Raw genomic sequence first — 23,448 nt, 5'->3', positions numbered from 1 at the left:
TTTATTTTGCTACTTCAAGAGTTAATCAAACCATGGCAGGTCACAGTAAATGGGCAAATATCCAGCACCGCAAAGGTCGCCAGGATGCCAAGCGTGGAAAAATCTGGACAAAAATCATTCGTGAGATCACGGTCGCTGCGCGTGCCGGCGGCCCGATCCGGATACCAACCCGGCCTTGCGCCTGGCCTGGGACAAAGCCACGGCTGCCAATATGCCAAAAGACAACATCCAGCGCGCCATTACACGCGGCGCTGGCGGGGCCGATGGCGAAAACTATGAATCCATCCGTTATGAAGGTTATGGCATCAGCGGCGCTGCCGTTATCGTCGACTGCATGACGGATAACCGGACCCGCACGGTGTCCGATGTGCGCCATGCGCTTACCAAGCATGGCGGCAACCTGGGTCAGGACGGCTCGGTGGCCTTTATGTTCAAGCATTGCGGCCAGTTTATTTTCAGCCCCGACTATTCCGAAGACCAGATCATTGAAGTGGCGCTGGAAGCCGGCGCCGAAGACGTGGTGACCGACGAGGAAGGATTGATCGAGGTGTTGTGCGAGCCCCCCCTGTTTTCCGATGTGCGCGCCGCCTTTGAAAAGGCCGGCCTGAAACCGGAAATGGAAGGCGTCATCATGAAGCCGCTGAACGAAACGGAGCTGACCGGCGAGGACGCAAAAAAAATGCAGAAAATTCTTGATCAGCTCGAAAGCCTGGATGACGTGCAGGAGGTGTACACCACCGCTGTCTTCAATGAAACCGAAGAAGGATAAGATACCCCATGAAGGCACTTGTAATTGGTAACGGTGGACGCGAACACGCCATCGCCTGGCGTCTTGCGCAGTCGCCACGTATTTCAACTGTATTTGTCGCCCCAGGTAACGGCGGCACTGCCACCGATCCGGCCCTCACCAGCCTGCCGATCTCCGATCTGCAGCAACTGGCGCAATTTGCGCTGGATGAACAGATCGCACTTACAGTAGTCGGTCCGGAAGCGCCCTGGCTGCCGGTGCAGTAGACCTGTTTCGCAGCAAGGGCCTGGCCGTTTTCGGCCCGACCCAGGCTGCCGCGCAACTGGAAAGTTCCAAGGACTTTGCCAAAGCGTTCATGCTGCGACATCATATCCCCACGGCTGCCTATGCGACCTTTACCGATCCGCAAGCCGCGCATCAGTATGTGCGTGAGCAAGGCGCGCCCATTGTGGTCAAGGCCGATGGACTGGCTGCCGGCAAAGGCGTGGTTGTGGCGCAAACTGAAGACGAAGCGCATGCCGCCATCGACAGTATGCTGGGCGACGGCTCTCTGGGCAGCGCCGGCGCTCGCGTGGTAATCGAAGCCTGCCTGGAAGGCGAAGAAGCCAGTTTTATCGTCATGTGCGACGGCACGCATGTGCTGCCCATGGCCAGCAGTCAGGACCACAAGCGCCAGCTTGATGGCGACAAGGGTCCGAACACCGGCGGCATGGGTGCCTACTCCCCGGCTCCCATCGTCAGCGAAGTACTGCATCAGCGCATCATGGACGAAGTCATCTGGCCGACCATCAAGGGCATGGCCAGCGACGGGATTGAATATACCGGCTTTCTGTATGCCGGCGTAATGATCGGTGACGGCCCGGACGCGACCCGCCCGATCAAGGTGCTGGAGTTCAACTGCCGCATGGGTGACCCGGAAACCCAGCCCATCATGATGCGCATCCGTAACGACTTTTCCGAGGTCGTGGAACACGCCATTGCCGGCACGCTGGACCAGGCGCAGATTGACTGGGACCCGCGCACCGCCCTGGGCGTGGTCATGGCCTCACACAATTACCCTGGCACACCCCGTACGGGCGATGCCATCACCAATATTCCCGGCGCCAGCGCCGACTGCGTGACCTTCCATGCCGGCACCCACCTGCAGGAGGGGGTGTTGCAAACCTCGGGGGGCCGGGTGTTATGTGTGACAGCGCTGGGCGATACGCCTGCTGCTGCCCGCGACATTGCCTATGCAACCCTTGAGCAGATCCGCTTTGACGGCAGCCAGTACCGCAAGGATATCGGCTGGCGCGCCCTGAAGCCGGCATGAAAAAAATCGGACTCCTGGGCGGCAGCTTCAATCCAGTCCATCTGGCTCACCTGGCCATGGCCAGGACGGCATTGCATGCGCTCAACCTGGACGAGGTGCAACTGATTCCTGCCGGCAACCCCTGGCAGAAGCAGCCGCTGCGAATCAGCGGTGCCCAGCGCCTGGAAATGCTGGCGCTGGCAATCGCCGATGAACCCGGCATTGTGATCAACGATATAGAAATCAATCGGGAAGGGGCAACCTACACCATCGACACCTTGCGCAATCTGCCGCGTAATGCAAAGTACTACTGGCTCTTGGGCACCGATCAGCTCAACAATTTCTGCACCTGGCAGAACTGGCAGGAAATTACAGACTACGTTACGCTAACCGTAGCCTGGCGCACCGGTTATCCCTTGCATATCCCGCAGGAACTGGACGCCTTGTTGCGACGGGATGGCAAAGGCCTGATCACCCTTCCCTTCAAGGCCATGGATGTGTCCTCCACCGAGATCCGCTCCCGCATTCAGCAAGGGCAGGATGCCTCGGCGTTTGTTCCCGCGCCCGTTCTGGATTACATTAATACTCACGGACTTTACCGATAGCAGATTGTCTTGCTGCCCCTTACCCCGAAAACCGGAAAACCTTATTACCTATGAATATACAAAAACTGCAACGTCTGGTCATCAATGCGCTGGAGGACGTCAAAGCCCAGGATATCCGGGTGTTCAACACCAGTCATCTGACCAGTCTGTTTGACCGGGTCGTTATCGCCAGCGGTACTTCCAACCGCCAGACGCGCGCCCTGGCAAGCAGCGTCGTCAATGCAGCCCGAGCGCACAAAATACCCATTATCGCGCTCGAAGGACAGGAATCCGGTGAATGGGTGCTGGTTGATATCGGCGATATTGTCATCCATTGCATGCAACCGGCGATTCGCCAATACTACAATCTGGAAGCGGTATGGGGCGACAAACCGGTTCGCGTCCGGCTACTGGAGCAATCCAAGGGTCCTGCCGTGCAGGGTTTTGCCGAAGACGATGACGACAACATGGAAGAATAAAGCGTCCCATGAAGCTCATTGTCATCGCTGTCGGCAACAAAATGCCCGACTGGGTCACTACCGCATGGAAAGACTATGTCAAGCGGATGCCTGCCGATTGCACAATAGAGCTGCGTGAAATCAAGCCCGAACCCAGAACGTCCGGAAAAACCCCGCAGCAGATGATGGAAGCCGAAGGCCGTCGCATTCAGGCGGTGCTCGCTGCCGACAGTCTGGTCATTGCACTGGACGAACATGGACGTGATCTGACCACCATGGACCTGTCGCGGCAACTGGAAGGCTGGCGCGGCAATAGCCAGGACGTCACCTTTCTGATCGGCGGCCCGGACGGACTGGATGCAGACCTCAAAAAGCGCTGCGCCAGCCTGATCCGCCTGTCGTCGCTGACATTGCCACACCCGATGGTGCGCATCGTACTGGCTGAACAGCTGTACCGCGCCTGGGCCATTCTAAGCAACCACCCCTATCATCGTGCCTGAACACGCTGGTACCGGCACAACGCCTTAATCATGACTGCATTGAACAACACCGTATCGGACGCTGCCCCGCCCCGGCAGGATCCCTGCTGACGAAGGTGCAAACACAACCCATTTTCCTGGCCTCAGCCAGTCCGCGTCGGCACCAATTGCTCACCCAAATGGGCATCACACACAATGTTCTGCAAGTGCCGGCGCCACCCGGCGAGGACGAACCATTGTTGCCCGGCGAGCATCCTGCCAGCTATGTGAAGCGCACCGCCCGTGAAAAGGCTGAGCGCGCAGTGGCGCATCTGCGTGCCAGCGGCTTGCCGGTCCGTCCGATCCTCACAGCCGATACAACCGTGATGATGGACTCGCAGATTCTGGGGAAAGCTCATACAGAAAATGACGTGCGCGAGGCGTTATTGGCACTTTCCGGGCAGACGCATCAGGTGCACACGGCCATCGTGCTGGCCTGGCGTGAGCGCCTGTATGAAGACGTCTCTATTACAGATGTGGTAATTAAACCTCTCACCGCAGACGAGATCGACTGGTATGTACGCTCGGGCGAGGGTATCGGCAAGGCCGGCGCGTATGGCATACAGGGCCTGGCCTCCGCCTTTGTGGCATCAATCAGCGGCAGCTATAGCGGCGTCATGGGACTGCCGCTATTTGAAACGTGCCGGCTGCTGGGGCGCGCCTATTCCGCGTCGGACTGATTGTCGGGCGCTGCATTGATAAACGCTTCTTCCTTGTTGCAGGCAGCATCGATGCGGACTATCGTAGGATACGGATTCATATCCAGGTTAAAACGGCGAGCATTGGCCACTTGCGGCACCAGGCAGAAATCGGCCATGGTCGGCGTATCGCCATGACAGTAAACCCCGGTATCGGTTGAAGAGGCCAGCATTTTTTCGAGCGAATCAAACCCCTGACGGATCCAGTGCAGATACCACTCGTTTTTGACTTCTTCGGTAACGCCCAGCTCGCGTTTAAGGTACTTGAGCACCCGCAGATTATTCAACGGATGAATGTCACATGCAATAAACTGCGCCAGTGAACGCACACGCGCCCTGCCGGCCTGCGTTTCAGGCAGAATGGGCACCTGCGGATATGCCTCCTCTAGATATTCCATGATGGCAATGGATTGGCCAATGCTCACATTCTGGTCGATAAAGGTGGGCACCAGTGCAGTTGGATTGAGCTCGCGGTAGGTCTGCGCCAGTTGCTGGCCACCGTCACGAATAAGGTGCACAGGCACTGACTCGTATCCCAGCTGTTTGACATTCAGCGCAATTCTGACCCGGTAGGCCGCCGAACTTCTGAAATACCCATATAGCTTCATCTGCATTATCTCCCTGCCTGTTGTTTGCGTGACAGTTCCTTTGGCAAGGGGAACGTCACGTTTTCTTTTGTTCCGTCCATTCTGCGAACCGAAATGGCGCCCAGCGCCTTCAACCGCTCAACCACCTCCTGAACCAGCACTTCGGGAGCGGATGCGCCGGCCGTAATGCCTATTTTTTTGGCATCCCGGACCCACTCAGGGCGAATGGCCTGGGCATTATCGATCAGATAAGCCTCGCAATCGAGCCGTTCGGCCACTTCACGCAGCCGGTTCGAGTTGGAACTGTTGACGCTGCCCACCACAAAAAACACATCGCAATCGGGCGCAAGCACCTTGACTGCATCCTGGCGGTTCTGGGTCGCGTAGCAGATATCGCTTTTCTTGGGCTCGACAATGCCGGGAAACTTTGCCCTGAGCGCATCAGCCACCCGCTTTGCGTCATCGATGGAGAGTGTCGTCTGGGTAACAAACGCCGTGTTCTCTGGATTGTCGACCTGCAAGGCAGCGACATCTTCCGGGGTTTCCACCAAATGCATGCGGCCGACTGCCTGCCCAAGCGTTCCCTCCACTTCGGGGTGCCCCCTGTGGCCGATCATGATAATCTCCAGGCCCGCAGCGTGCATTTTTGCCACTTCGATGTGTACCTTGGTCACCAGCGGACAGGTTGCGTCGAAAATACGCAGATCACGCAATTGCGCTTCGGCGCGTACGGCACGCGACACCCCGTGAGCAGAAAACACGACGATGGCGCCGGCTGGCGCCTGATCCAGCTCATCAATGAAAATCGCACCTTTGCTGCGCAGGCTTTCAACCACAAATTTATTATGGACGATTTCATGACGCACATAGATCGGCGCGCCGTGCAACTCCAGCGCACGCTCTACTATATCGATGGCGCGGTCAACGCCCGCACAAAAACCGCGCGGTTCGGCCAGGATGACTTCGCTATTTTGAGCCATTACAGAACTCCAAGCAGTTTGACATCAATACGCAAATCGACGCCTGCCAGTGGATGATTGAAATCAAAAAGTGCCGTATCGTTATCCCACTTGCGGAAAATACCGGAATAACGCCCACCGTTTGGCGCCGTAAATTCAACCATATCGCCAGGCTCGAACTGCGCATCGGGGCCCGCGTCGCGATCCAGCATCTGACGGGTAACGCGCTGCAACAGTTCCGGGTTGCGTTCGCCGTACGCGTGCTGCGCAGGCAGCTCGTAACTGAACGATTCACCTTCGGCATGCCCGATTAGCGGCGCTCCATGGAGGGAGACCATTGTCCCGTGCTCAATTGCAGCGTGCCTGGCTTGCCGGTAAAGGTGTCAATAAAAACCGAATCGGCACCTGGCCCGGACATCAGCGTAATGCGATAGTGCAGGGTCAGGTAAGATTGGGCATGGACAATTGGATTCATGGACTGGGAATTCGCGGTCAAAATCTGTCACCGTAGTGCGTTTTCTGTAAAACCTCATTTTAACTGACAATGAACACGTACACCGCCATTTACCCTGATTCTGCCAAGGACACCGCCAGCGGTGCAGCCCCAATGCCTGACGGTGCGCTGCGACCACGCGAAAAACTACTGGCCCTGGCGCCGCCGCGCTATCGAATGCCGAGTTGCTGGCCATTTTGCTGCGTACCGGCTCGGCACAGATGAATATCATGCAATTTTCCCAATATGTGCTGGATCAGGTCGGCGGCCCGCGCAATCTGCTGCTAAGCAACTATGAATCCCTGAGAAAAATAAAAGGCTGGGCGACGCTAAAATCTGCTCGTTTCTGGCCGCAGTCGAGTTTGCCCGACGCCATATGCAGGATACCTTGCAATTTCATACGGAATTGAACCGTCCTGCAGTGGTGCGCGATTTCTGCATCAGCCTGCTATCACACGAAGTCGTGGAAAAATGCCTGTTGCTGCTGGTCAATACGCGCCACCAGCTGATTCATCACGAAGAGGCCTCGCGCGGTACGCTGAACCAGACGGCAGTCTATCCTCGCGAAATTGCCGCCACCGCGCTGCGTCACAATGCCTGGGGCGTGATTCTGGCACACAATCATCCTTCGGGGCTGGCGCAGCCCAGCCTGGCCGATATCCAGCTTACGCAGCAATTGCGACGCGGCCTGGCGCTGCTGGACATCCGCCTGGTGGACCATATCATCGTGGCCGGTGCAACGGCCATATCGCTGGCAGAACTGGGCAAGCTGTAAACAATGACAACTGCTATACTGCCTATCAGGCCAGTGCGTTCTGGCTCTTGCAGCACATCGCCTTCTTAGTTGACCCAGCAGGCCCCACATCATGAGCAACAAACAACTATGGGATATTTCCGCAGCCGTGGATACGCAGTCACCCGTCTTTCCGGGAGACACGCCGTACACTCAAAAATGGAGCTGGACCCAGTCGGCCGAATGCCCTGTCAATGTCAGTGAAATTACGCTCAGCCCGCATGTAGGCACCCATGCCGATGCGCCCCTGCATTACGACAGTGATGGCCGTGCCGCAGGTCATTTGTCACTCACACCCTTTATCGGTCCATGCCGCGTCCTGCATATCTTGCGCGCCGACGGCCTGATCTATCCCAACGATATTGCAGGTGCCATGGCGAGGTGTCCGCCTCGACTGCTGGTGCGCAGTTGCCAGCGGGCGCGCACCAGCGACTGGTCGGAAACCTTTGCCAGCTTTGCCCCTGAAACGCTGGATTTACTACATCAGCATGGCATTGTTCTGATTGGCATCGACACACCCAGCATTGATCCAGCCGCTAGCAAATCGCTCGAGAGCCATCAGCGCATACGCCAATACGACATGCGCGTCCTGGAAAATCTGGTGCTGGACCACGTGCCTGCAGGTGACTATGAACTGATCGCGTTACCGCTCAAATGGATCAGCGCGGATGCCAGCCCGGTTAGAGCAATATTGCGATCGCTATAATTGCAGACACCGAAACGATAATTGCGATTGCCATCTACCTGGAACAACAATGACCAACCGCGCTTTCTACGAGAATCTTGACGCTATCGATCCGCTCAGCCCTTTACGCAGCGAATTTCACCTGCCGCCGGACACGATTTACCTGGACGGTAACTCATTGGGAATCATGCCTCTGGCGGCACCGATCCGGGCCAAACAGGTCATGCTGCAGGAATGGGGCGATGATCTGATTGCCAGCTGGAACAAGGCCGACTGGATCAATCTGCCCATGCGGCTGGGCAACAAAATCGCCCCACTAATCGGCGCAGGGCAAGACGAAACTGTGGTTTGCGACTCCACTTCCCTGAACCTGTACAAGGTGCTCTATAGCGCGATTCAGATTGCCCGCAAGCGTCATCCTGCCCGACGCAAAATTGTTAGCGAAAAAACCAACTTCCCCACTGATCTTTATATTGCCCAAAGTCTGTGCGCGCAATTTGACATGTCGCTGGAACTGGTCGACGGCGAGGCAATCGACTCGATCATTAATGATGATCTGGCAGTGTTGTTGCTCACTCACGTGAACTATCGTAGCGGCGCAATTTACGATATGGCGCAGATCACCAGCCAGGCGCACGCACACAACGCGCTGGTGATTTGGGATCTGTGTCACTCTGCCGGCTCCATTCCGGTCGACTTGTGCGGTTGCCAGGCTGATTTCGCCGTGGGTTGCACGTATAAGTTTCTCAATGGCGGCCCGGGTTCACCCGCCTTTGTCTGGGTCCATCCGCAACATGTCGATCAAATCACGCAACCACTAACCGGCTGGATGGGCCACGCAACCCCCTTTGCATTCGAGACAGATTATCAGCCGGCTGCCGGTATTCGCAGTTATCTTTGCGGCACGCCCTCGATACTGGCGATGTCTGTTCTTGAGAGCAGCCTGGATGTCTTTCTGAAGGCGCAGGGCTATGGCGGCATGCCTGCAATCTACAAAAAGGCGCAAACATTAACCAGCCTGTTTATTCAACTGGCCGAAAAAGAATGTGCCGGCTTTGGGTTGTCGCTCGTATCGCCACGCGATCCCGAAAAACGGGCCAGCCAGGTCAGCCTGAGCCATCCGGAGGGTGCCTACGCAATCATTCAGGCATTGATTGCGCAGGGCGTGGTTGGCGATTATCGCGAACCCGGCGTACTGCGGTTCGGCTTCACGCCGCTTTACTTGCGTTATACCGACGTGTGGGATGCCGTAATGCAATTGAAATCGGTGCTGCAAGGCGAGGCCTGGCGATCCGACACATTTTCGGCAAAACAGACAGTCACCTGAGCCTATCGGGACCTATCCCGGTTGCCTTAATTATCCCGGTTGCCTTAATTTTGATCTCGTCACAAACAGTGACGCCGCCCTGCCCTGCCCTGTAGTGCCAACCAGGAATTTATACGCCCAAACCATTGTTTTGGGTGCGCGCCCGGATGGTTGAGTAAACTGAATCGGTCGCTGCATCGTTCTTGACCAATAGTCGCAACGTTGCAGACGCCCCCAGGGCGAGGCCAGCCCCACGACTAATTTGCCAGCCGGCTCAAAGGAATCCAAGCATGAAAGAACCGACAGCACCCACCTCTGCAGACGCAATGGCCAGTGAAAATGCCAAACTGGATTTCTCGCGCGATATGAGTTATGGCGATTACCTGCATCTGGATGAACTGCTGGGCGCACAGCATCCGCTGTCCCCCGAGCACAATGAAATGCTGTTCATTATCCAGCACCAGACCAGCGAGCTGTGGATCAAGCTGATGCTGCACGAACTGAATGCGGCTATTGCCAGCCTGCGCAACGACCAGTTGAACCCGGCTTTCAAAATGCTGGCACGGGTCGGACGCATCATGGAGCAGTTGGTTCATGCCTGGGACGTGCTGGCCACAATGACGCCGCCGGAATATACGGCACTGCGACCGTGGCTGGCCGCCTCCAGTGGCTTTCAAAGCTTTCAGTATCGGCAAGTCGAGTTTTTACTGGGCAACAAGAACGCCGCCATGCTCAAGCCTCACGAGCACCATCCGGATCGTTACACCCAGGTATTGCAGGCCTATGAGCAGCCATCGCTCTACGACGAGGCATTGCAGTTGCTGGCCCGACGTGGCATTGCAGTCCCCCTGGATCACCTGGACCGGGACTGGACCCAGCCGTATACAGCCAGTGACGGCGTCATGCAGGCCTGGCTACAGGTATACCGAGAGCCCGATGAGCACTGGGACCTGTACCAATTGGGCGAAAAGCTGACCGATATTGAAGACGCCTTCCGCTTGTGGCGCTTTCGCCATGTGACGACTGTAGAGCGCATAATCGGCTTTAAGCGTGGTACCGGCGGCACCTCGGGCGTAAACTATCTGCGCAAAATGCTGGATGTTGTTCTGTTTCCCGAAATATGGACATTACGCACCCATCTGTGACCGGCAACCGCAGCCCGGATTGGGTCGCGCGTCCGGCCGTACGGATCCGAAGCGACCAACGATGCAGCATCGTCTCACATTGTCATGATCGTGACAGTATTTTTTCGTCATTTTTTCTACAGTGCAGTTTGTGCGCTTTTGCCATTACGCCCGGAGGTCCCATGCGCTGCGACGTCAACTTTATTTTTTCCGCAACCCAGTCCCTACAGGTTCAGCTTAATATGGAGCCCACCTCCGCCCTCGCGGCGCAATCGCAGCAATGGCTGGTTGATAAATGGGAAGAACTCGAATGCGAACCGCTGCGCCCCAGTGGCAAGGTGCTGGTGCTAGACCGGATTCTGGGAGTGACCGATGCCATGGGTTACGATTTTTTACAGAACCATCCCGACCAGCGCGAATTGCTGGCGCGCCACTGCATCAATGCCCTGGGCTCGCCCAGCATTACCGTCGATTTGCCGGGACTGACTGTCAACGCCTGAGCCAGGGCCAGGCATAGGCCGAGCTGCCAATCGCTGCCGGTTACGGCCCTTGAGGCTTGGCTTAGGCCAGCGTCAATCGCAGAACGCCAGCCAGGCGCTTCCCCAGAAACATATGGATCATAAGGCGCACTATAGGCCGGCAACATGCCCCTCGCCAATGAAAATAGCCGTGCCATCCATGCCTGTCCGTAAAAAAAAGGGCGTTTACCTGTCGTTTTTTCAACGAATATGCTATGTATTCAATGACTTCTGTGCTAGAATGCTGGATTAAATTTTTGGATACGTTGCTTTTTGCACCTGGCATTTGAGCAGTGGCACAAGGCTGGCGACCCGTCAAACCCTCAGGACTTAATCATGAAAGATAGTATTCACCCAGAATACCGCGAAGTCGTGTTTCTGGACCAGCAAACTGGTTCAAAAATCATCAGCCGCTCTACGCTGAACTCACGCGAAACCATCGAACTGGATGGTAAAACCTACCCGCTTTTCAAATGTGATGTGACTGCCGAGTCCCATCCTTTCTACACTGGTGCGCAAACACGTATCGTTGAAACAGGTCGTGTTGAGAAATTCCGCGCCCGTTTCGCCACCACTGCCGGCACACGTAAAAAAGCTTCCTGATTTTTCGGCACCGGTTCTACGGGAACACCGAGTCCGGCAGCCACTATCATCAGCCAGCTTGCATTGGGCATAAACTGAACAGCACTACTGCTCAGTTTATGCCCAATGTACTTTTAATCAATGTACTTTTAATCAATGTACTTTTAATCAATGTACTTTTAATCAATGTACTTTTAACCAATGTACTTTTAACCAATGCACCTTTAACCAATCTGTTTTTAGCTTATATCTGTATCATTAATTGCGCCTTTACCGCTCACTAAGCTCGCGCCTGAAACTTTTAAGCTTGCACCCCTCCCTTGTAAGCCGGGGCTTTCAATTTGCGCCGTGAGATGGGTATTTACAACCACATAATCACGCATTCATCGTCCCAATCACCAGCCCCCCCATCCGCACACAGACCTGCTGTTCTCTAATCTGTCTGACCACCCATTCATCGCCCCATCCTCTGCATTTTGCAGCAAGAGCGCTCGAACCAGGACCTGACTGAAACACCACCAACACAAATAACGAACATTCATTGCCGCCATAGCTCCTTACACTATGACATATAAGCAGCAATCGATCTGACCCAAAACCGAACTGCCCCCCTTTGCCATAGGTACGTCCCGTCATTGCAGCGCCACCACATCAACGGAAGCACGGTGACATATTTTTGTTACTCTGGCGGGAAACAAAAACAGCAGCGGGGCTTTTAGCGCGGCTTTTTCAGCTAAAATGCGTGGAATCCATCAGTTGTACTTCCAATACTCATACATGCAACGCACGACGCCCTCCCGCCTGACCGAAATCGCCACCCGCAAACTTTCCCGAACAGCGTTGCTGGTAGTTGGTGTGCTGTATATTTTTGCCGGGCTGTTCTATCGCGATCCATGGAAAACAGATGACCTGACTGGCCTGGCCACCATGCTGACTGCATTTCGCGGACAGGAGCATGCTTGGTTGCTGCCGCAAATCGGCAATTACGCGTACGCCCAGGAGGGTCCGCTCCTGACCTGGATAGGGACACTGTTCATTCAAATATTCAGCCCCGTCTTTATGCTGTTTCAGGCACCGCTGGAAGCGCAAATCACCGCCGCCCGTCTGCCCATCTTCATTTACTTTTTCGTTATTATCTGGGCGACATGGTACGGAACCTATCTTCTGGCACGACGCGAGGAATGCCAGCCGCTCGCGCTGCCGTTTGGCGGAGAACCCAATCCCCAGGACTACGGCAGGATGATTGCCGATGCTGCGGTACTGTTTATTATCGCTACGATCGGCATCGTCATCCGCATGCACGAGACCTCCAATTTCCCCTTGATCATGATGTGCCAGCCGTGGCATTCTACGGCGTGGCGCGCATGCTTGACCATCCCATACAAGGCAGCACACTGGCCGGTCTTGGTCTGGGCGCTGCGTTTCTGACGCGCGGGCAATCGGTGGACGTACCTGTATTGCTTACCTTGATCGCGCTATTGTTTTTCCGCAACTTCGGCCGACAACAAAAGCTCTGGCTTGCCTGGAGCGTCGCCTTGGCCGCCGCCTGCTGCCTGATCTGGCTGGCTGTAGCCAGCAATACCAGCAGTTACTGGACCAACAGTTACGTTTTCTGGAACAACTCGCTGTTCAGCCTGCCTTCGCCAACCGAGATTTTTTCCACACTGCGCGATCTGTCGTGGTTTCTGTGGCCAACCTGGCCCTTTATGATTATTGCCTTGTGGAACTGGCGCAAATGGATGGACGCGCCGCATATCTTCATTCCCGCACTGCTGCTTGGTGCTGCCATACTCACGGTCGTTTTTCAGAAAGATGCATTCGAATCCGAATACGCCATGCTTGCCGTGCCATGTGCGATTCTTGCCGCGCTCTCACTGCCAACGTTGCGTCGTTCATTCGTCAACACGCTCGACTGGTTCTCGATCATGATTATGTCGCTGGCCATGGTCGCCACCTGGCTCGGATGGGTCGCACTCAATTTTGGCTGGCCCCCGAAAATCCATCACAATATCACACGACTATTAACCGGCTTTGAGCCCGACATTTCCATCATTGCACTGATTCTGGCCAGCGGCGTATGCGTTGCCTGGATCTGGACTGTCTCCTGGCGCCTGCGCAGCAACCCAGCAGTTCTCTGGCGCGGCATCGTTCTGTCGGCAACCGGCCTGACCCTCACATGGATGCTGCTGGCGCTGCTGTGGCTGCCATCGATCAATTACAACCGTAGTTATAAAGCCGTGTCCAAAGAACTGGCCACAGTCATTCAGCAAAACAATATCCCGGCCGACTGCATTCGGCAGCATGGCGTGGGTCTGGGGCAGCGCGCCGCCTTCTATGTATTTGACGGACTGCAGTTTGCCTTTGACCCCAAGTGCCAATATGTATTGCTGCAGACGACCTTTGAGAAAATAGAAGACGAGGCCGAGCCATACCCGGATAATGCCACCGTGATCTGGCAGGGAAAACGCCGGCCGGACCGACACGAGGTCTTTCGCCTGATTCAACTGCCTCCCAGATAATCGACCATGTCATTGCGCCCCATCCGGACGGGCGGACATGGTCCCGTCCGCAAGATAGTGCGCCTGGCATGGCCGATGCTGATCAGCCAGTGGGCAGGAATCGCTTTTGCCGTGCTGGACAGCACCATGCTTGGCCATACCAATCCCGTGTCACTGCAGGCCATGGCGCTCTCGGTCTCAATCTTCATGACAATTCATATCGGGCTGATGGGCGTCATTCACGCCTGGTGCCTATTTGCGCGCAATTGTTCGGCGCCCGGCGGCATGCCGAAATCGGCCGTTTCATTGGACAGGGAATCTGGCTCTCGCTGTTTTTATCCGCGCTGGGCGGCGCCCTGCTCCTGTTTCCTGATATATGGCTTAGCTTCTCTGGCGATTTACCCTTGCAGGTCCGGCAGGAAGTGGCCGTTTACCTGCGCATTTGCTGCATAGCGTTACCGGCCGCGTTGATGTTCCGCTGCGTCTATGCGCTTGCAACCGCCGTACAGCGCCCACGGCTGCTGATGTATGTGAGCCTGGCCTCTGTGCTGGTCAAACTGCTCTTTAACTGGCTGCTTATTTTCGGATATGGTGGTTTTCCCGCCCTGGGCAGCGCCGGCGCTGCAACCTCTACCGCCATTGTGTCCTGGCTTGCGCTAATGGTTGGCATCGTGGCTATCCTGCGCGAGCCGTTCTACCGGCAGTTTCAGCTCAGGCTGGGCAAACCAGCCTGGCCGGCGCAAAAAGAAATTTTGCAACTGGGCCTGCCTATGGGCGGCTCTTATCTGGCTGAAGTCAGCTCCTTTACCTTCATGGCCTTGCTGGCCGCACGCGAAGGCACCTTTGTCTCTGGCGGGCACCAGATCCTGGCCAATCTGGTTTCATTACTGTATATGTTCCCTTTGGCTATCGGCATCGCGACCTCATCGCTGGTTGCGCAATCCCTTGGGGCACAGCAGCCTGAGCAGGCCCGGCGTCTGGCACGCATCGGCATCGGACTGGGCCTGGGTGGCGTCGCCCTCAGCCTGGCGGCAGTCATGGCGGCCAGGCCACAGATCATACAGATTTACACCTCCGATCCGGCGATCGCCGCCATGGCCTATGCATTGCTGACGATACTTCCCCTGTTACATACCAGCGATGCGTTACAATGCATGCTCTCCTATATATTGCGGGCGCACAAAATAGCGACCATGCCATTTGTGATCCAAACCGGATCGCTCTTTGGCATTGGCCTTCTGGGCGGCTGGTATTTCGGCTTCGGCCCGGGCTACCGCCTGCTGGACGGTCTTGCCGCCGTGCTCACACCAGGCGCACCGCCAGGCGTAGCTTCACTCTGGATCATGTGCAGTTTCAGCATGCTGCTCTGCGCCATCACACTTGCCATTTGGTACTGGAAGTCAGTCAATGTCCAAAAAAGATAGCGTGCACAGCACAAAGTCAAAATCCATCGATAAAAAAGTACCCCTGTGGTTGTGGCTGTTGGGTCTGATGACCGCCATCGGCCCGCTCACCATTGATATGTATCTGCCCTCTTTCCCTGCAATTTCGGCAGATTTGCAAGTCCCGCAACATCGGGTCGAGCTGACGGTGTCCACGTATCTGCTTGGCTTGGCACTATCACAGTTGTTTTATGGTCCGATCGCCGACCGCTACGGGCGGAAAAAACCGTTACTGGGTGGCCTGATGATATACATGCTGGCCACTATCGGTTGTGCGCTGGCTAGCAGCGTCGAGTCCCTGCTGTTTTTCCGCTGCATCCAGGCCTGTGGGGCGGCGGCTGCCATGGTGATTCCGCGCGCCGTCATTCGTGATCAGCTCAATACCCGGGATTCAGCCATGGCCATGTCCATGATGATGCTGATCATGGGTGTTGCACCCATTCTGGCGCCGTTAATGGGTGGCTACCTATCGCCGGTCACCGGTTGGCGCGGCCTGTTTGCCGTCATGCTGTTCTACAGCGCCATTATGTTCTTTCTGGCTATTTTCCGGCTAAGGGAAACCATGCCGCCAGAAAAGGCAGTGCCACTGCACTTGCGCACCATCGCAAAAAACTATGCCGGTCTGCTGCGCGACCGCAATTACATGGGCTTTTCGCTGGCCGGCGGTATCGGCATGTCGGGCCTGTTTGCCTATATTTCGGTCTCGCCCACTGTTTTTATTAATATGTATGGCGTGCCGCAACAGCATTTTGGCCTGTTTTTTGGCTTAAATGCGTTCGGTCTTATTGTAGGCTCGCAGATCAGCGCCCGCCTGCTGCGCGTACACTCGCCCCTGGGCATTTTGCGTACCGCCCTGACCTGTGGCTTCGTGAGTATTCTTATCGGCCTGAGTCTATCCCTGGCCGGGATGCTCAATCTCACACTGCTTACGCTTACACTGCTGGGTTTTACCACCAGCCTGGGCTTTATCCTGCCCAACGCAACGGCATTGGCCTCCGGGATCAAGGACATCGACTGGGCGTTGCCTCTGCATTAATGGGCTGCCTGCAGTTTCTATTCGGCACACTCAGCAGCAGTATCGTGAGCAGCAGCCTGGCCAGCACCCCCGTGCCGCTATTTGTCGGTTTGGCCATTTGTACCTTGCTGGCACTGCTGTGTGGCAAGGTGCTGGCCAAGCCAGCAGATCGTTATTTTGGCGGCTGATCCGAGCGGCCGTTGTGAAAATTGGCCGCTGGCGTGGGCACAATCCCACGGTTTGGCAATAAATGCTTGAATTTATTTCGTTTTTCGTCTTATAATCTATGGCTAACCTTGATTGAATGTCTAAAACTTAACGTTGTGAACTAAACGTTGGGTAGCGATATGCGTTCAAAACATGAACGTCGGGTCTTATGGCAAAACGTGTCTTATAGAGCGAGCCAAATAGGAACGAGCCTTATGGCAAAACGTTTTTCAGGGTAATATTTTTTCAGCTTCTGTCTCAGGACTTGCCTGCAGTCAGAAGCCCCACAGAAGGCTGGCCTGGGCCAAAAATCAGGTCTTCAAACTTAACGAGGTCACGATCATGGCAAAAGTATGCCAAGTCACCGGCAAACGCCCAATGTCCGGTAATAATGTTTCACACGCAAACAATAAAACAAAACGCCGTTTCCTGCCTAACCTGCAGAGCCGCCGTTTCTGGGTTGAAAGCGAAAATCGCTGGGTTCGTCTGCGCGTTTCTACAAACGCCCTGCGCACGATCGACAAGAAAGGCATTGATGTCATTCTTGCTGAAATGCGCGCCAACGGCCAAAGCGTTTAATTCATTCCTACTAACGATTAACTCCAGGAGCCCATCATGGCAAAAGGCATTCGCGAAAAAATCAAGCTGGAATCCACAGCTGGTACTGGTCACTTCTACACAACGACCAAAAACAAACGCAACACCCCAGAAAAAATGCTGATCAAAAAATTTGATCCCGTTGCGCGCAAACACGTAGATTACAAAGAAACAAAGCTCAAGTAATCTGCTGGTTACCCAACACCAGGCCCTGCGGCCGCCTGCTCGTCACAAAGCAGTGCAAACGCGGGGCTTTCTGTTTTTTGTTTGGGCCGTTTTACTGTTCGGGCCGAGCCGACGATCTCACAGAGTCCAGAAAGCTGCGCATCAGCCGGCCCTGATAGCGCGATCGATGATAAATAATGGACAACTGTCGCGTCAGGTTCAAAAACGGCGTATGAAGCAATGCCAGCCTGCCGGAACTGACCGCATGGGTGACCGCAACCTGCGGTAAAAATGCAATACCCAGTCCGGCAATCACTGCCTGCTTGATGGCCTCGATCTGACCCAGTTCCATCACCACCTTGGCCTGTGGCAATTTATCCAGTTCCACATCGCTGACCGCTCGTGTAGCTGACCCACGCTCACGCAAAATCCAGCGCGCGTCAACGAAATCAGCCGGCTGCAGATTGCGGATTGCCGCCAGCGGATGATCCGGACGGGTGCATACGCATAGCGAGTCGTCCATCCAATGCACCGACTCGATGGCCTCGTGGTGCACGGCGCCTTCCACACAAGCCACATCTATGCTGTGGTCGACAATCTGCCGGACAATTTCATCTGTGTTTGCCACATTCAGATAAACCGTCACCCTGTCATTATTGAGCACGAAACCGCTCAACAAATCACCGACCCGATAATTGCCAACGGTATTGCTGGCGCCAATCCGAAACTCTCCTGTCAGGACATCTGCCTGATCATCGGCGCGCTGGCGAAACTCAATCATTCTTTCAATGATTTCCTGCGCCATTGGCAACAGTCGTCTGCCTTTTTCGTTCAAGTACAACCTGCCCTTGTCGCGATCAAACAACGGACCACCTAGTTGCTTTTCCAGTTCAGCCAGCGCCATGCTGGCGGCCGGCTGAGTCAGATGCAAAGAATCGGCGGCAGCTTGACACTGCCCAGACGCGCGATGCTGATAAAAACATCAAGCTGTTTCGGACTGAATGAAGCCATCAGTTTTCCTTATTCTACTTATAAACTATTGTAACTTTACTTATACCATATCCAGGCCTATGATCGATACCTATCAGTAATAAGCTAATGGATATTTAATATATTATGACACTCACGGCCACGTCTTCCCACGCTTTGTCAGCCACTGTCACACCTGCTGCAAGCAGTGTGCATCCAGTGAAAGGTAGCAGCTCTGCCCAGCCTCGCAAAAACTCGCTCTGGCCAGGACTGTTTCTGTCGGTGGCGATTGCCTGGTGGCCGAGTTTGCCGGGCGCGCCCTGCCCATTATTGGCGGACCTGTTTTCGGTATCCTGCTGGGGATAGTTTACCGGAGCGCATTTGGCCTGCATGCCACCTTGCAGCCCGGCATCACCTTTTCTTCCAAGAAAATTTTGCAGGTCTCTATTATCCTGCTCGGCTTTGGTCTGAGCTTTACCCAGATCATGGCAACCGGCGGAGAATCGCTGGCGGTCACATTGGTAACCGTAGCAGTGGCGTTTGTGAGTGCCTGGTTGCTGGGGCGCCTGTTGCGCACACCGTCTGACCTGACAACATTGATCGGTGTAGGCACCGCCATTTGCGGCGGATCGGCCATTGCCGCAGTTACGCCAATTCTCAAACCCTCGGAGCATGATACGGCTTTCGCCATCTCCACCATTTTTCTGTTCAATGTTGTCGCAGTACTCACCTTCCCGGCTTTGGGACATATGCTGGGGTTGAGTGACTACGGTTTCGGCATGTGGGCGGGTACGGCAATTAACGATACGTCTTCTGTGGTGGCTGCCGGTTATGCTTATAGCCATGCGGCCGGGGATTTTGCCACGATCGTCAAATTGACCCGCGCTACCCTCATCATTCCGATCTGCCTGTTTCTGGTTGTTCTGGTCGGTATGCGCAATCGCCGACAGGGCAATCAGTCTGTCAGCCTGGCAAAAATATTTCCATGGTTCATTGTCTGGTTTCTGCTTGCTTCGCTAACGCGCAGTACTGGCCTGATGCCCGAAATCATGCTTGACTGGATCAATGTCGCTGCCAAGTTCCTGATTGTTGTCGCACTGGTCGCAGTCGGCTTGTCTGCCGATATGCGCAAAATTTTTGCGACCGGCCCGCGCCCTATTCTGCTGGGTTTCCTGGTATGGATGGCCGTATCGGTCAGCAGCCTGATTGTGCAATACATGATGGGGCAGATGTAGAAGCGTTGCCATCTGTCTGAGCCTAAAAAAGGACCGCCCCTGTTTTACCGGAGGCGGTCTTTTTTTTACGACACCTAATTGCTAACGGGTAAGCGTAAGGGATAAACACACACTGTATTGGCATCCCACTTACCGGTTGTCGCTAGTATTTTAGCTGCCAAAATTATCATCGCAGATAATGACGACTGTCATTCTGGCCAATCACTTGCCGCTGACCGCCACGATCAGATCGCTGCGGTTCTGGTCTGCAGCCAAGTCAGCGCGTGACCTGATACCCGAGGCGCCAACCGGCGATAAACCTCTTCATGATAGGCGTTCAACCAAGACAGCTCCTGCTCACTCAGCAATTGCCGTTCAATACAGCGCGTATCAATCGGGCATAGCGTCAGCGTTTCAAACTTAAGGTAATTGCCAAATTCTGACTGGCCCGCCGGTACTGCGCAGATCAGGTTTTCAATACGAATGCCCCACTGACCCGGACGATACAGGCCGGGTTCATCTGAGGTAATCATGCCGGCTTTCATCTCGGTATCGGGAAAACGGTAGGCGCGATGCGAGATCATTTGCGGGCCTTCATGCACATTCATAAAATACCCGACTCCATGCCCGGTCCCGTGGCCGAAATCCAGTAACTGTGCCCATAGCGGCGCACGTGCCAGCGTATCCAGCAAGGGTGCCGGATAGTCTTCCGGAAACACGGCAGCGGCCAGTCCAATCATGCCTTTTAGCACCAGCGTGAAATCGCGGCGATGCTCAGCACCGATCTGACCGACAGGCACCACCCGCGTGATATCGGTGGTGCCGTTCAGATACTGACCACCTGAATCAATCAGCAACAAGCCATCGCCTTCAATAACGGAGAATGATTCGGGCGTTGCCATGTAATGTGGCATAGCCCCGTTGGCGTTGAAACCGGCAATGGTGGAAAAGCTGGGCGAGACAAAATGTGGCTGGCGAGCACGGGCTGCGGTGATCTGTTCATCAATCGTCAGCTCGGTCACCAGTTCGCCATTTTCCATAGCCGTTTCGAACCAGGCAAAAAACTCACACACTGCCGCGCCGTCCTGTTCCATGGCCTGTCTCACATTCGCAATCTCGGCCTGGTTTTTGACGGATTTGAAGCGTTGCGAAGGATTGAGTTTTTCGATCAATGAGACCGAACGAGCATGGGCAAGCAACCCCACTGTTGTCCGCGCCGGGTCAACCAGTAGCGCCTCGTGGGGCAATGCCGTTAATGCACCCTGAATATCATCGTATCCCTCTACAGTGACACCATCGGCGGCAAGTCGGGCGATCAATTCGGGAACCAATTTTGTCTTATCGACGAAAAGAACAGCGCTGTCTGGTCCGATCAACAGGTGCGACAGAAAGACCGGATTATAGGAAACGTCGGAACCGCGCAGATTCAATACCCAGGCAATATCGTCCAGCGCGCTGATCAAATGCCACTGCGCGCCAGCCTGGGTCATGGCCTGGCGCACCGCCTGCACATTCCGCTGGCGGCTGCGTGTGGCAAAGGGTGCACTATGTTCAAACACCGGCGCCGCCGGCAAACCCGGCCTGTCCGGCCAGATTACCGCCAGCAAGTCGCTATCGGTTTTCAATATGCTGTCGCTGCGCGTCAGAGACTGGCGCAACTCCTGCGCCGCTTTCAGGCTGAGCACGTGACCATCTACCCCAACGACCTGCCGGTTTGCAAGATGCGCTTCAAGCCATGCGTTGACACTGGCACATCGGCCTGTCCCTGTTTCATCAACGTCAGACCACTATTGTCTAGCTGCTTTTCCGCCTGCTCCCAATAGCGCGAATCCACCCACAGCCCGGCAAAATCGCTGGTGACGACCACGGTACCGACAGACCCGGTAAAACCGCTGAGCCAGCGTCGCCCCTGCCAGTACTCCGGAAGATATTCAGACTGGTGGGGATCTGCAGACAAAATGAGGTAGGCATCAATATGCTGAGCAGCCATTGCGATGCGCAATTGCTGCAGGCGTTCAGAAGCGGTTGACATAGTAAACGGGAACTCCGGGAAACAATCGTATATGCATCACCGCAACAGACATCACAGTGTGCGCAAACATTTACAATACACCATCATCGCAAAAAAAACATGCGGTCGGCCCAGATATATTCCAACACATTGCCCTATGACTACCTTCTCTGCTTTAATTCGCGGTGCCGCCATCAGCGGTTTTATCGGCGTAGCCGCCGGTGCATTCGGTGCCCATGGCCTGAAAAACCATGTGGACCCGGCGTTGCTGCCCATCTGGCACACCGCCGTACTCTATCAGCTTATCCATACGCTGGCGATCTTGATGTTGGTGGGCCTGGCCGCCCATATCAACGAAAGCGCCCTGCGCTGGACCGGCCGGCTTTTTGCAGCAGGTATTGTTATTTTCAGCGGCAGCCTGTACGTGCTGGTACTGACCAACGTAAAATGGTTAGGGGCCGTTACACCTATCGGCGGCTTATGTTTTCTGGCGGGCTGGTTATGCCTGGCTTTGGCCGCGAGCAGCAAAACCGGGCGATAACCGTCCAGACACATCCAGCAAAAGACGCTGCGCCCGGGCGGTACCGAGCCTGGGCCGGCCAGCATAACAGTATTGACATGGCAAGCCAGCTGGCAACGCAATGGCTGCACAAGAGTATGTCATGACATCTGCAGAAGCAGCAATGCGGTCAGATCGCGGCACACGAATGCGGCGGTCGGCGGGCACAGGCAGATGCGTTATCCGGCATATAGCGCAAAGTCAAAGCCCAGAATGCCAGCGCCACTCCACTCATGCCTGCTCCCAACCAACAAACGCCTTGCCAGCCGAACTCCGCATAGACAGCGGTCGCAGCAATGGCACCCAGGCCGCTGCCGACTGAATAAAACAGCATATAACACCCTACCAGGCGACTATGGGCCTGCACTTGTGTGTTGAAAAGCATGCTTTGATTCGTCACATGAATGGCCTGACCACCCAGATCCAAGGCAATGATCCCGATTATGAGCCACCACAGAGAGTGAGATATCAACGACAGGGGCAACCACGACACCAGCAGCAGAATGAGTGCGAGTCCACTAGCCCTTTGCGCAAAACCCCGGTCTGCCCAGTGCCCTGCGCGGGCTGCGCCCAAAGCACCTACCACACCCACCAGGCCGAATGCGCCGATAGCGGTATGTGAAAAAGAGTACGGTGGCGCACTTAAGGGCAGAACCAGCGCACTCCAGAAAACGCTGAAAGCGGCGAACATCAGCAAAGCAATCATCCCGCGAATCTGCAACACCCGCTCCTGGCGTAACAGCGTAAGCATCGATAGCATCAGTTGCCCATAGGATAGCCGCCGTACCGGCGCCGCTTGTGCCGGCAGCGCGCGCAGCAACATCAGGCCCAGCACTAGCATCAGCAGGGCCGAAAAAAAATACACCCCGCGCCAGCTTGCCAGATCCGCGACTACCCCGGCCAGCGCCCGTGCCGACAACAATCCGATGACGACGCCGCTCTGGGTTGCGCCTACCACCCGTCCCCGCTCGCCCGGCGCGGCTGCCGTGGCGGCATACGCAATCAATCCTTGTGTCATTGCCGTGCCCAGCATTCCTACCATCAACATACCAGACATTAAAGCCGTGGTGGACCAGGCCAGTCCAACGCCAAGTAGCGCGACAAACAGCGCGACTAACTGGAGGCGCACCAGGCGACGCCGATCCATTTGGTCGCCCAGCGGCACCAGCAGCAACAAAGCCAGCGCACAGCCGATCTGGGTGAACGTGATAACACCGCCAACTGCCGCATGAGTGATGGAAAAATCTGCTGCCAAGCATCCAGCAGCGGCTGAGCATAATAGACGTTAGCAACACTTAACCCGCTGGCGCCGGCAAACAGGGCGACGAGCGCACGCGGCATTCGACGCTCCGAGTTCGGTTCCCAAGCCTCTTCGTATCCAGGCATATCAGCTCCTAAATCAAACCAGTCTCAAATAAAGACTAGTT

General features: G+C 55.5%; 19 protein-coding genes and 9 pseudogenes. 22 read left to right on the top strand and 6 right to left on the bottom strand.

The features are described 5' to 3' along the window. The first annotated feature begins 32 nt into the window (after positions 1-32). From TKWG_RS08315 to TKWG_RS08290, 6 genes and pseudogenes are all read left to right on the top strand, one after another. Positions 33-769 (top strand): annotated as a pseudogene (locus tag TKWG_RS08315) (YebC/PmpR family DNA-binding transcriptional regulator). Positions 770-777: 8 nt separating this feature from the next. Further along, positions 778-2,060: pseudogene (gene purD / locus TKWG_RS08310) on the top strand (phosphoribosylamine--glycine ligase). Then, positions 2,057-2,644 carry a nicotinate-nucleotide adenylyltransferase gene (gene nadD / locus TKWG_RS08305; protein WP_014750413.1) on the top strand — a complete coding sequence of 196 codons (588 nt, stop codon included), beginning with the start codon at positions 2,057-2,059 and terminating at the stop codon, positions 2,642-2,644. Before purD ends, nadD begins: the two are co-directional and overlap by 4 nt. 50 nt (positions 2,645-2,694) lie before the next feature. After that, positions 2,695-3,102 carry a ribosome silencing factor gene (rsfS, locus tag TKWG_RS08300; RefSeq protein ID WP_014750412.1) on the top strand — a complete coding sequence of 136 codons (408 nt, stop codon included), beginning with the start codon at positions 2,695-2,697 and terminating at the stop codon, positions 3,100-3,102. Between the two features lie 8 nt (positions 3,103-3,110). After that, positions 3,111-3,581 carry a 23S rRNA (pseudouridine(1915)-N(3))-methyltransferase RlmH gene (gene rlmH / locus TKWG_RS08295; protein ID WP_014750411.1) on the top strand — a complete coding sequence of 157 codons (471 nt, stop codon included), beginning with the start codon at positions 3,111-3,113 and terminating at the stop codon, positions 3,579-3,581. 95 nt (positions 3,582-3,676) lie between these two features. Next, positions 3,677-4,279, top strand: a complete 603-nt coding sequence (locus tag TKWG_RS08290; protein ID WP_014750410.1) for a Maf family protein — start codon at positions 3,677-3,679, stop codon at positions 4,277-4,279. Here the strand turns inward: TKWG_RS08290 and maiA are convergent. The 3 genes and pseudogenes from maiA to TKWG_RS08275 form a co-directional block, all read right to left on the bottom strand. Beyond that, entirely contained in the window at positions 4,261-4,905 is a 645-nt protein-coding gene (gene maiA / locus TKWG_RS08285; RefSeq protein ID WP_014750409.1) for a maleylacetoacetate isomerase, read from the bottom strand. The genes TKWG_RS08290 and maiA overlap by 19 nt on opposite strands. Before the next feature lie 5 nt (positions 4,906-4,910). After that, positions 4,911-5,864, bottom strand: a complete 954-nt coding sequence (gene ispH / locus TKWG_RS08280; RefSeq protein WP_014750408.1) for a 4-hydroxy-3-methylbut-2-enyl diphosphate reductase — start codon at positions 5,862-5,864, stop codon at positions 4,911-4,913. Further along, positions 5,864-6,339 (bottom strand): annotated as a pseudogene (locus TKWG_RS08275) (FKBP-type peptidyl-prolyl cis-trans isomerase). The gene ispH and the pseudogene TKWG_RS08275 overlap by 1 nt, the downstream one beginning before the upstream one ends. Positions 6,340-6,503: 164 nt before the next feature. Between TKWG_RS08275 and TKWG_RS27020 the strand changes: the two are divergent. The 14 genes and pseudogenes from TKWG_RS27020 to rpmG form a co-directional block, all read left to right on the top strand. Further along, positions 6,504-6,746 (top strand): annotated as a pseudogene (locus TKWG_RS27020) (UPF0758 domain-containing protein); the annotation flags it as partial. Beyond that, positions 6,725-7,111, top strand: a complete 387-nt coding sequence (locus TKWG_RS21390) for a JAB domain-containing protein (RefSeq protein ID WP_171815142.1) — start codon at positions 6,725-6,727, stop codon at positions 7,109-7,111. The pseudogene TKWG_RS27020 and the gene TKWG_RS21390, both read left to right, overlap by 22 nt. Before the next feature lie 91 nt (positions 7,112-7,202). Continuing rightward, complete coding sequence (gene kynB / locus TKWG_RS08265) at positions 7,203-7,835, top strand: arylformamidase (protein ID WP_014750405.1); 633 nt, start codon at positions 7,203-7,205, stop codon at positions 7,833-7,835. 49 nt (positions 7,836-7,884) lie between these two features. Then, complete coding sequence (gene kynU / locus TKWG_RS08260; RefSeq protein ID WP_014750404.1) at positions 7,885-9,141, top strand: kynureninase; 1,257 nt, start codon at positions 7,885-7,887, stop codon at positions 9,139-9,141. A 269-nt stretch (positions 9,142-9,410) separates the two neighbouring features. After that, positions 9,411-10,265 (top strand): tryptophan 2,3-dioxygenase, encoded by an 855-nt coding sequence (gene kynA, locus TKWG_RS08255; protein ID WP_014750403.1) that lies wholly within the window; start codon positions 9,411-9,413, stop codon positions 10,263-10,265. A 221-nt stretch (positions 10,266-10,486) separates the two neighbouring features. Further along, a complete protein-coding gene (locus TKWG_RS08250) occupies positions 10,487-10,744 on the top strand; it encodes a hypothetical protein (protein ID WP_238534340.1) in 258 nt (85 codons plus the stop codon). A gap of 354 nt (positions 10,745-11,098) precedes the next feature. Then, positions 11,099-11,365: a type B 50S ribosomal protein L31 gene (locus TKWG_RS08245; RefSeq protein ID WP_014750401.1), complete on the top strand. Its 267-nt coding sequence runs from the start codon at positions 11,099-11,101 to the stop codon at positions 11,363-11,365. Positions 11,366-11,480: 115 nt separating this feature from the next. Further along, positions 11,481-11,606, top strand: a pseudogene (locus tag TKWG_RS27015) (pentapeptide repeat-containing protein); the annotation flags it as partial. Positions 11,607-12,121: 515 nt separating this feature from the next. Next, a pseudogene (locus TKWG_RS08240) lies at positions 12,122-13,863 on the top strand (ArnT family glycosyltransferase). Positions 13,864-13,869: 6 nt separating this feature from the next. Continuing rightward, positions 13,870-15,266 (top strand): annotated as a pseudogene (locus TKWG_RS08235) (MATE family efflux transporter). Continuing rightward, positions 15,250-16,320, top strand: coding sequence for a multidrug effflux MFS transporter (locus TKWG_RS08230; RefSeq protein WP_014750399.1), 1,071 nt, complete (start codon positions 15,250-15,252; stop codon positions 16,318-16,320). The pseudogene TKWG_RS08235 and the gene TKWG_RS08230 overlap by 17 nt, the downstream one beginning before the upstream one ends. A gap of 44 nt (positions 16,321-16,364) precedes the next feature. Then, positions 16,365-16,487 (top strand): hypothetical protein, encoded by a 123-nt coding sequence (locus tag TKWG_RS25925; RefSeq protein WP_264300285.1) that lies wholly within the window; start codon positions 16,365-16,367, stop codon positions 16,485-16,487. 361 nt (positions 16,488-16,848) lie between these two features. Then, complete coding sequence (rpmB, locus tag TKWG_RS08225) at positions 16,849-17,085, top strand: 50S ribosomal protein L28 (RefSeq protein ID WP_014750398.1); 237 nt, start codon at positions 16,849-16,851, stop codon at positions 17,083-17,085. A 36-nt stretch (positions 17,086-17,121) separates the two neighbouring features. Further along, positions 17,122-17,289, top strand: a complete 168-nt coding sequence (gene rpmG / locus TKWG_RS08220; protein ID WP_014750397.1) for a 50S ribosomal protein L33 — start codon at positions 17,122-17,124, stop codon at positions 17,287-17,289. A gap of 91 nt (positions 17,290-17,380) precedes the next feature. Here the strand turns inward: rpmG and TKWG_RS08215 are convergent, their stop codons facing one another. Next, a complete protein-coding gene (locus TKWG_RS08215; protein ID WP_238534339.1) occupies positions 17,381-18,172 on the bottom strand; it encodes a LysR substrate-binding domain-containing protein in 792 nt (263 codons plus the stop codon). 361 nt (positions 18,173-18,533) lie between these two features. Between TKWG_RS08215 and TKWG_RS08210 the strand changes: the two genes are divergently transcribed. Beyond that, positions 18,534-19,472, top strand: a complete 939-nt coding sequence (locus TKWG_RS08210; protein WP_014750395.1) for a YeiH family protein — start codon at positions 18,534-18,536, stop codon at positions 19,470-19,472. 224 nt (positions 19,473-19,696) lie between these two features. On the opposite strand, the pseudogene TKWG_RS08205 reads toward TKWG_RS08210, so the two are convergent. Continuing rightward, a pseudogene (locus tag TKWG_RS08205) lies at positions 19,697-21,483 on the bottom strand (aminopeptidase P family protein). Between the two features lie 136 nt (positions 21,484-21,619). Between TKWG_RS08205 and TKWG_RS08195 the strand changes: the two are divergent. Then, on the top strand, positions 21,620-22,003 hold the full coding sequence (locus tag TKWG_RS08195) for a DUF423 domain-containing protein (protein WP_041709209.1): 384 nt from the start codon (positions 21,620-21,622) through the stop codon (positions 22,001-22,003). Positions 22,004-22,151: 148 nt separating this feature from the next. On the opposite strand, the pseudogene TKWG_RS08190 reads toward TKWG_RS08195, so the two are convergent. Next, a pseudogene (locus tag TKWG_RS08190) lies at positions 22,152-23,407 on the bottom strand (MFS transporter). Positions 23,408-23,448 lie beyond the last annotated feature (41 nt).

The organism is Advenella kashmirensis WT001, assembly GCF_000219915.2.
Classification (GTDB): domain Bacteria; phylum Pseudomonadota; class Gammaproteobacteria; order Burkholderiales; family Burkholderiaceae_B; genus Advenella; species Advenella kashmirensis.
The sequence above is the reverse complement of the archived record's forward strand: the minus strand, read 5'-3'. Positions and strand labels throughout refer to the sequence as shown.

Bases quoted from the DNA above. Each gene is read 5' to 3' on its own strand.
- kynA (WP_014750403.1), top strand. From the start codon at position 9,411: ATGAAAGAACCGACAGCACCCACCTCTGCAGACGCAATGGCCAGTGAA.
- TKWG_RS08215 (WP_238534339.1), bottom strand. From the start codon at position 18,172: ATGGCGCTGGCTGAACTGGAAAAGCAACTAGGTGGTCCGTTGTTTGAT.
- kynU (WP_014750404.1), top strand. From the start codon at position 7,885: ATGACCAACCGCGCTTTCTACGAGAATCTTGACGCTATCGATCCGCTC.
- TKWG_RS08250 (WP_238534340.1), top strand. From the start codon at position 10,487: ATGGAGCCCACCTCCGCCCTCGCGGCGCAATCGCAGCAATGGCTGGTT.
- TKWG_RS08195 (WP_041709209.1), top strand. From the start codon at position 21,620: ATGACTACCTTCTCTGCTTTAATTCGCGGTGCCGCCATCAGCGGTTTT.
- maiA (WP_014750409.1), bottom strand. From the start codon at position 4,905: ATGAAGCTATATGGGTATTTCAGAAGTTCGGCGGCCTACCGGGTCAGA.
- ispH (WP_014750408.1), bottom strand. From the start codon at position 5,864: ATGGCTCAAAATAGCGAAGTCATCCTGGCCGAACCGCGCGGTTTTTGT.
- nadD (WP_014750413.1), top strand. From the start codon at position 2,057: ATGAAAAAAATCGGACTCCTGGGCGGCAGCTTCAATCCAGTCCATCTG.
- rlmH (WP_014750411.1), top strand. From the start codon at position 3,111: ATGAAGCTCATTGTCATCGCTGTCGGCAACAAAATGCCCGACTGGGTC.
- kynB (WP_014750405.1), top strand. From the start codon at position 7,203: ATGAGCAACAAACAACTATGGGATATTTCCGCAGCCGTGGATACGCAG.
- TKWG_RS08230 (WP_014750399.1), top strand. From the start codon at position 15,250: ATGTCCAAAAAAGATAGCGTGCACAGCACAAAGTCAAAATCCATCGAT.
- rsfS (WP_014750412.1), top strand. From the start codon at position 2,695: ATGAATATACAAAAACTGCAACGTCTGGTCATCAATGCGCTGGAGGAC.
- TKWG_RS08245 (WP_014750401.1), top strand. From the start codon at position 11,099: ATGAAAGATAGTATTCACCCAGAATACCGCGAAGTCGTGTTTCTGGAC.
- rpmB (WP_014750398.1), top strand. From the start codon at position 16,849: ATGGCAAAAGTATGCCAAGTCACCGGCAAACGCCCAATGTCCGGTAAT.
- rpmG (WP_014750397.1), top strand. From the start codon at position 17,122: ATGGCAAAAGGCATTCGCGAAAAAATCAAGCTGGAATCCACAGCTGGT.